At 61.7% G+C, this 5,889-nt stretch carries 4 protein-coding genes and 4 pseudogenes; 2 read left to right on the plus strand and 6 right to left on the minus strand.

What is annotated here, in order from left to right:
• Positions 1-150: 150 nt before the first annotated feature.
• From ACK1VC_RS24830 to ACK1VC_RS24850, 5 genes and pseudogenes are all read right to left on the minus strand, one after another.
• A pseudogene (locus tag ACK1VC_RS24830) lies at positions 151-381 on the minus strand (TraR/DksA C4-type zinc finger protein); the annotation flags it as partial.
• Positions 382-477: 96 nt separating this feature from the next.
• On the minus strand, positions 478-1,095 hold the full coding sequence (locus tag ACK1VC_RS24835) for a dTMP kinase (RefSeq protein WP_191087707.1): 618 nt from the start codon (positions 1,093-1,095) through the stop codon (positions 478-480).
• A gap of 76 nt (positions 1,096-1,171) precedes the next feature.
• Positions 1,172-1,339, minus strand: a complete 168-nt coding sequence (locus ACK1VC_RS24840; RefSeq protein ID WP_232895358.1) for a P1 family peptidase — start codon at positions 1,337-1,339, stop codon at positions 1,172-1,174.
• A gap of 3 nt (positions 1,340-1,342) precedes the next feature.
• Positions 1,343-1,534, minus strand: a pseudogene (locus tag ACK1VC_RS24845) (P1 family peptidase); the annotation flags it as partial.
• Positions 1,535-1,546: 12 nt separating this feature from the next.
• A pseudogene (locus ACK1VC_RS24850) lies at positions 1,547-1,818 on the minus strand (APC family permease); the annotation flags it as partial.
• Between ACK1VC_RS24850 and ACK1VC_RS24855 the strand changes: the two are divergent.
• Both ACK1VC_RS24855 and ACK1VC_RS24860 read left to right on the plus strand, forming a co-directional pair.
• Positions 1,819-1,956: pseudogene (locus ACK1VC_RS24855) on the plus strand (helix-turn-helix transcriptional regulator); the annotation flags it as partial. It lies immediately after the preceding pseudogene.
• A 100-nt stretch (positions 1,957-2,056) separates the two neighbouring features.
• Positions 2,057-4,597 (plus strand): HWE histidine kinase domain-containing protein, encoded by a 2,541-nt coding sequence (locus ACK1VC_RS24860; RefSeq protein ID WP_016486796.1) that lies wholly within the window; start codon positions 2,057-2,059, stop codon positions 4,595-4,597.
• 124 nt (positions 4,598-4,721) lie between these two features.
• Here ACK1VC_RS24860 and ACK1VC_RS24865 read toward each other — a convergent pair.
• On the minus strand, positions 4,722-5,889 hold a 1,168-nt coding region (locus tag ACK1VC_RS24865; protein WP_449118066.1), incomplete at its 5' end, for an acetolactate synthase large subunit.

A 5,889-nucleotide genomic window follows, 5' to 3' on the forward strand; every position in this document is an offset into this window, starting at 1 on the left:
GCAGATTGGCCGCCAGCGCAGTTTATACATGCCTAGCGAGTCAACTTGGCCCTGCTGTCTTACTCAAAATCCAGAAGCCTGCGCGGTCACTGTGGGAGCGGGCTTGCCCCGCGAACACCGGCCAAGCCGGTGCCATCCACGCCTAGAGAATCAAGCTTCGCGTATAGGCCGCTCCTGGCGTTCCTGCCGCTCCTTGGCCTCGATGCTCAGTGTCGCGGTCGGCCGCAGCAGCAAGCGCTTGAGGTCGATGGGCTCGCCGGGGTCCTTGCACCACCCGTACTCACCCCGTGCAATGCGCTCCAGGGCTTCGTCAATCTTGTCCAGCAGCTTCTTTTCCCGCTCAAGCAGGCGCAGCTGCCGTTGCCGCTGCTCTTCCTCTGCGCCGTCCTTGACCCACAACACTTTGCACGGCAACCCATTCATGCGTTGTATTGAGGAAACCGGGCTGTAACAGCCAGAACATGTTGCTGGCACAACTCACATGCGTGCAAGCACGCCCTGAATCTCGCCAACCACCTGCCGGGTTGCCTCGTCGATCGTCCCTTCATTGCGGCACAACACCCAGCCGTACTCTGCAACGGCACGCTCGAACGCCTCGGTACAGGCCACCTGTTCATCAAGGTTGTAGATCACCGTACTGCCAAGCCCACGCGTACGCGCTGCGGCTCGTGCCCATGAGGTTTCAGCGGCTGTGACAACCCCGACATGCAAATCGGGCACTTGCACGTTTCGCTCAAGGTTCAGGCGCAAGATCTGGTCAAAAGGCACCGTGCGACGAAAAGCAGCATCAGAGGGATACCAGCGATCAATCAGGATGATGCTGTCAGCTGGCTGCCTGGGCAGCACATGCCGGGAAATCCAGGCGCGGCTCTCTGCAAAGCGCTCGCACACCTTGAACTCCAGGTCCGGGCATGGGCTTCTGGCAAGCTGGTTGACCAGGACCATGGTCTCGCCCCGGTAAGGGTCGTTGTTTCTTTCGCAGAGGCGGATCACCTTGTTCCCGTCCAGCCGCAAGGCTTGAGTGACGGCCTCCAGCAGCGTGGTCTTGCCAGTACCCTTGGGCCCATCGATGGCAACAAACAGCGGGCGGTTCATCGTTCAATACCCGTTGGTTCAAGCGCGGAATGAAAGCATTGATCGTGGCTTGTCTTCAAGCGATTCGCTTGCTGAGTTAACCCTGAGCTTTCCAACCCACTTGCTCAAGGGCCTTCAGCAACCGCGAACCCTCCAGGCCTGGCACTTCTCGCCCGTCCTCTGTCTGCAGGGTCCTGCCTGCCAGGATCGCGTTGACAATGGCCTCTTCTACCGCATCGGCCGCTGCCGCGAACAGCGGCGAAATATTGGCAAAGCACGGTTGATGGCGCGCCGGGCCTTCGCGGGGCTCGATGACGCTGACACCGGTGCGTACAGGCTTGCCGTTATGGTGCTTGCTCAGGGTGGCGTGGCCAACCCGTACACCCGGCACATCGGTAATGGCGTTGTGGGGGCCAGGCCGACCAAGGCCCAGCGTGATACCGAAATCGCGTGCTCGCATCTTGTCTCTCGCTCAAAGCTTCTGGAAAGCCGGGCTCAACTTGCCATACGTGCCGTACAGCAACACGGAAGTAATCAGAATGCCAAGAATGATGAAAATGTCCCGGGCTGAAGCCGTACTTAACAGGGTCGTCAACAGGTACCCGGCCCCGTCACCGCAGCCAGGGCCGGCAGTGGCCACAGCGGCATCCGGTAAGGGTGCTCACGGTCGCGGCGCAGCACGCGGCTGAACAGCGCGCACATCCCGACCACCAGGTATACGCACAGGATCAGCAGTACGGTGAAATCTCGCCAGAAACCATAAAGGTGAACCGGCGTCATCTGTACGCGAAGCTGAACATATCGTCTCACCCCGAGCTGTTTTCGATGTTCATACGAGAGTTGGGTTTCACAGATGAACGGGCACATACCCCGTCAACCTGAAAAGGCAGCCACTCGGCAATGCCCAAGGCGGACAATGCCTGCTAGGCTGACGGTGGCGGCCCTTTTGGCAGCCTACTCTTTACCCTTAGGCACGGGCCAAATGACCTCCGATCCGCAAGTAAACCTGACCAACTGCGACCGCGAACCGATCCAGATCCCTGGCAGCATCCAGCCCCACGGCTGCCTGCTGGCCTGCGATGCATCCGCGACCGTGGTCCTGCGCCATTCGCTCAATGCCCCGCATTTGCTGGGCCTGGCAGGCGATATCAACGGGCAGAAGCTGCACACAGTCTTAGGGGACGAGGTAGCCCACACCTTGCGTAACGCGTTGGCCCGTACCCGCGAAGCCTCGCGCCCTGCACTCAGCTTTGGCGTGATGCTGCCCAACGGCCAGGCCTTCGATATCGCCGCCCACCTGTTCAAGGGTTCGGCCATCCTGGAGTTCGAACCGGCGGGCGCCAGCATCGCCGAGCCCATCGAACTGGCCCGCACCCTGATTACCCAGCTGCGCGAAACCGCCCAGACCACCCAATTGATCCGCGACGCTGCCCGCTTTGTCCGCGCGGTGCTGGGCTACGACCGTGTAATGATCTACCAGCTCGGTGCAGACGGGGCTGGCCAAGTGGTAGCGGAAGCCAAGCGCGGCGACCTCGAAAGCTTCATGGGCCAGTATTTCCCCGCCACCGACATCCCGCAGCAGGCCCGAGCGCTTTACCTGCGCAACCCCATCCGGGTGATCTCCGATGCCCAGTTCAAACGGGTCGCCATCGAGCCTGTCCTTGACCCGTCAGGCGAACCGCTAGACCTGTCCTACGCGCACCTGCGCAGCGTGTCGCCGGTCCATTGCGAGTACCTGTGCAACATGGGCGTGGGCGCCTCCATGTCGATATCGGTGATCGTCAACGGCGAGCTGTGGGGGATGATCGCCTGCCACCACTACACGCCACGTACACTGACCATGGGGCAGCGGGTGGCCGCCGAAATGTTCGGCGAGTTCTTCGCGTTGCATCTCGAGACCCTGCGCAGCCGGCAAAAACTCGAAGCCGCCGTGCGGGTTCACAACGCACTGGACGACATCGTGCGCGATGCCACCCTGTCAGTGGACCTCGATGGGTTCTTCCACTCACGCCTGCCGCAACTCATGTCGCTGATCCCCTGCGATGGCGTCGGCATATCGCTGCAAGGCCGCTGGGTATCATCCGGGCTGGTATTGCCGAAGGCTGCCGTGCCCGAACTGTTGAACCTGGCAGGCAGGGTCACCGATGGCCGGACCTGGGCGTCCAACCGCCTGTCGATGGTGCATCCCTCTGCCCAGGCTTACTTCACCGACGTCTCTGGCGTTTTGATCATCCCGATATCGCAACAGCCGAGGGACTACCTGATCTTCTTCCGCAAGGAGGTCATCGAGACACTCGCCTGGGCGGGGGACCCTAACAAGACCTACGACAGCGGGGCGCTGGGGGATCGTCTGACACCGCGCAAAAGCTTCGCCGTCTGGAAAGAAACCGTTCACCAGCATTCGCTGCCCTGGACCGAGCAGGATCGCCAGTTTGGTGATGCCATCCGCACCGCCATCGTCGAAGTGGTGCTGCACAACAACGAGCTGCTCGCCGGCGAGCGATCGAAGGCAGAAGTGCGCCAGCGCATCCTCAATGAAGAGCTCAACCACAGGGTCAAGAACATCCTGTCGCTGATCGGGGCATTGGTTGCCCATCCGACCGCTGAGGGGCAGACACTTCAGGACTATGTGACGACATTGAAAGGTCGTATACAGGCATTGTCACTGGCCCATGATCAAGTGGTGCGGGGTGATGGTGGCGGTCGCCTGGAGAGGCTGCTGGAGGCCGAGCTTTCGCCCTATCGCACGGCTGCCGGCATGATCGAGCTGCAGGGCCCTAACGTCATCCTCGATGCGCGCGCCTACTCGGTAATGGCCCTGGTGCTGCACGAACTGGCTACCAATGCGGCCAAGTACGGCGCGCTATCGCGGGCCGGCGGCAGGCTTTCGGTAAGCTGGGCACTCGACGCCGCGAACGCCTGCGCCATCAGCTGGCGTGAAAGTGGCGGGCCAACGGTACGCCCGCCCAGCCGCAGCGGCTTCGGCTCGGTACTGATCGACCGCAGCATCCCGTTCGACCTGGGCGGCACCAGCACAGTGGAGTATTACCCCGAAGGCCTGCAGGGCTTTTTCAGTATCCCGGCCAAGCACCTTACCATTGCCGAAACCTTCGAACCCGTCATCCCGGCCTCGGCCATGGCCCGCGTGCGCGATACCTTTGCAGCGCGGGAGGACTTGTGCGTGATGATCCTCGAAGACCAACTGGTGATTGCAGTGGGCTTGGAGCAGATTCTCACCGATGCTCAAATCAAGCACGTGATCACCGCCAATTCCGAAGCTGAGGCAATGCAACTGCTCGCCGGTTGCACACCGGATGTGGCCATACTGGATGTCAACCTGGGTACCGGCACATCCATTTCCGTGGCCGATGAACTGTTACGCCGTCAGGTTCCCTTCCTCTTTGCCACCGGCTATGGCGACGGTATCAGCATTCCCGAGCACTTGAAGGCTGCCCCCGTAGCGCGCAAGCCTTACGACGCCAACAGCATCCTGGCCAGCCTGCAGGGCCTGTTGGATCGTTGACGGAAGCGACGGAGATTGCGTGGCCTGCGAGGCCTGGGATAACACCGGCCTTGCCGGTGCGCGGCTGAAACCGCTCTTGCAGGAGGGCAGCGCCAGCCTTGAAGCTGGCGCCGTACCTTAGGGCTTATACCGCCAGCGCACGCTCACGCAGCTCGCTGTTGAGGATGCGGTCGTTCTCGCTGTAATCGACCGGGCAGTCGATCACGTGCACGCCCGGGGTCTTGATGCAGTGTTCCAGCAGCGGCAGCAGGCCTTCGGCACTTTCCACGCGGTGACCGTTGGCACCGTAGGCTTCGGCGTATTTGACGAAGTCCGGGTTGCCGTAGTCCAGGCCAAAATCGGTGAAGCCCATGTTGGCCTGCTTCCAGCGGATCATGCCGTAGCCATCGTCACGCAGGATCACCACGGTGATGTGCATGCCAAGGCGTACTGCGGTTTCCAGTTCCTGGCTGTTCATCATGAAGCCGCCGTCGCCGCACACCGAGATCACCGGGCGGTCCGGGTGCACAAGGTGTGCCGCCATGGCCGATGGCAGGCCGGCGCCCATGGTCGCCAAGGCGTTGTCCAGCAGCACGGTGTTCGGCTTGTGCGCCTTGTAGTTACGGGCGAACCAGATCTTGTAGATGCCGTTGTCCAGGGCAACGATGCCTTCGGACGGCAGTACACGACGAATGTCGGCTACCAGGCGCTGCGGGTAGACAGGGAAGCGGTTGTCGTCGGCGCCTTCGGCGATCTGCGCTTCGTTGGCTTCACGGATGGCCAGCAGGCGGGTGAAGTCCCAGTGCGACGTGTCGTTCAGCGCTTCGCTGATCTGCCACACGGCGTTGGCGATGTCACCAATCACTTCGACCTGCGGGAAGTACACGGCATCGACTTCGGCGGAGCGGAAGTTGATGTGGATGACTTCGGTACCACCACGGACCATGAAGAACGGCGGCTTTTCGATCACGTCGTGGCCGATGTTGATGATCAGGTCGGCGGCTTCGACGGCGCGGTGAACAAAGTCACCCGACGACAGCGCAGCGTTGCCCAGGAAGCGCGGGTGGCGCTCGTCGACCACGCCTTTACCCATCTGGGTGGTGATGAACGGGATACCGGTCTTGTCGATCAGCTGCTTGAGGACCTTGGCGGTCATCTTGCGGTTGGCACCGGCACCGATCACCAGGATCGGGTTACGGGCGTTCTGCAATTTCTCGACGGCAGCTTCGATGGCTACGTGTTCGGCCAGCGGGCGGCGGTGCAGGCTACGCGGGATCGGCAGTGCATCGGTCTGCTCGGCGGCGATGTCTTCC

It is taken from the genome of Pseudomonas sp. XP2, from assembly GCF_053557975.1.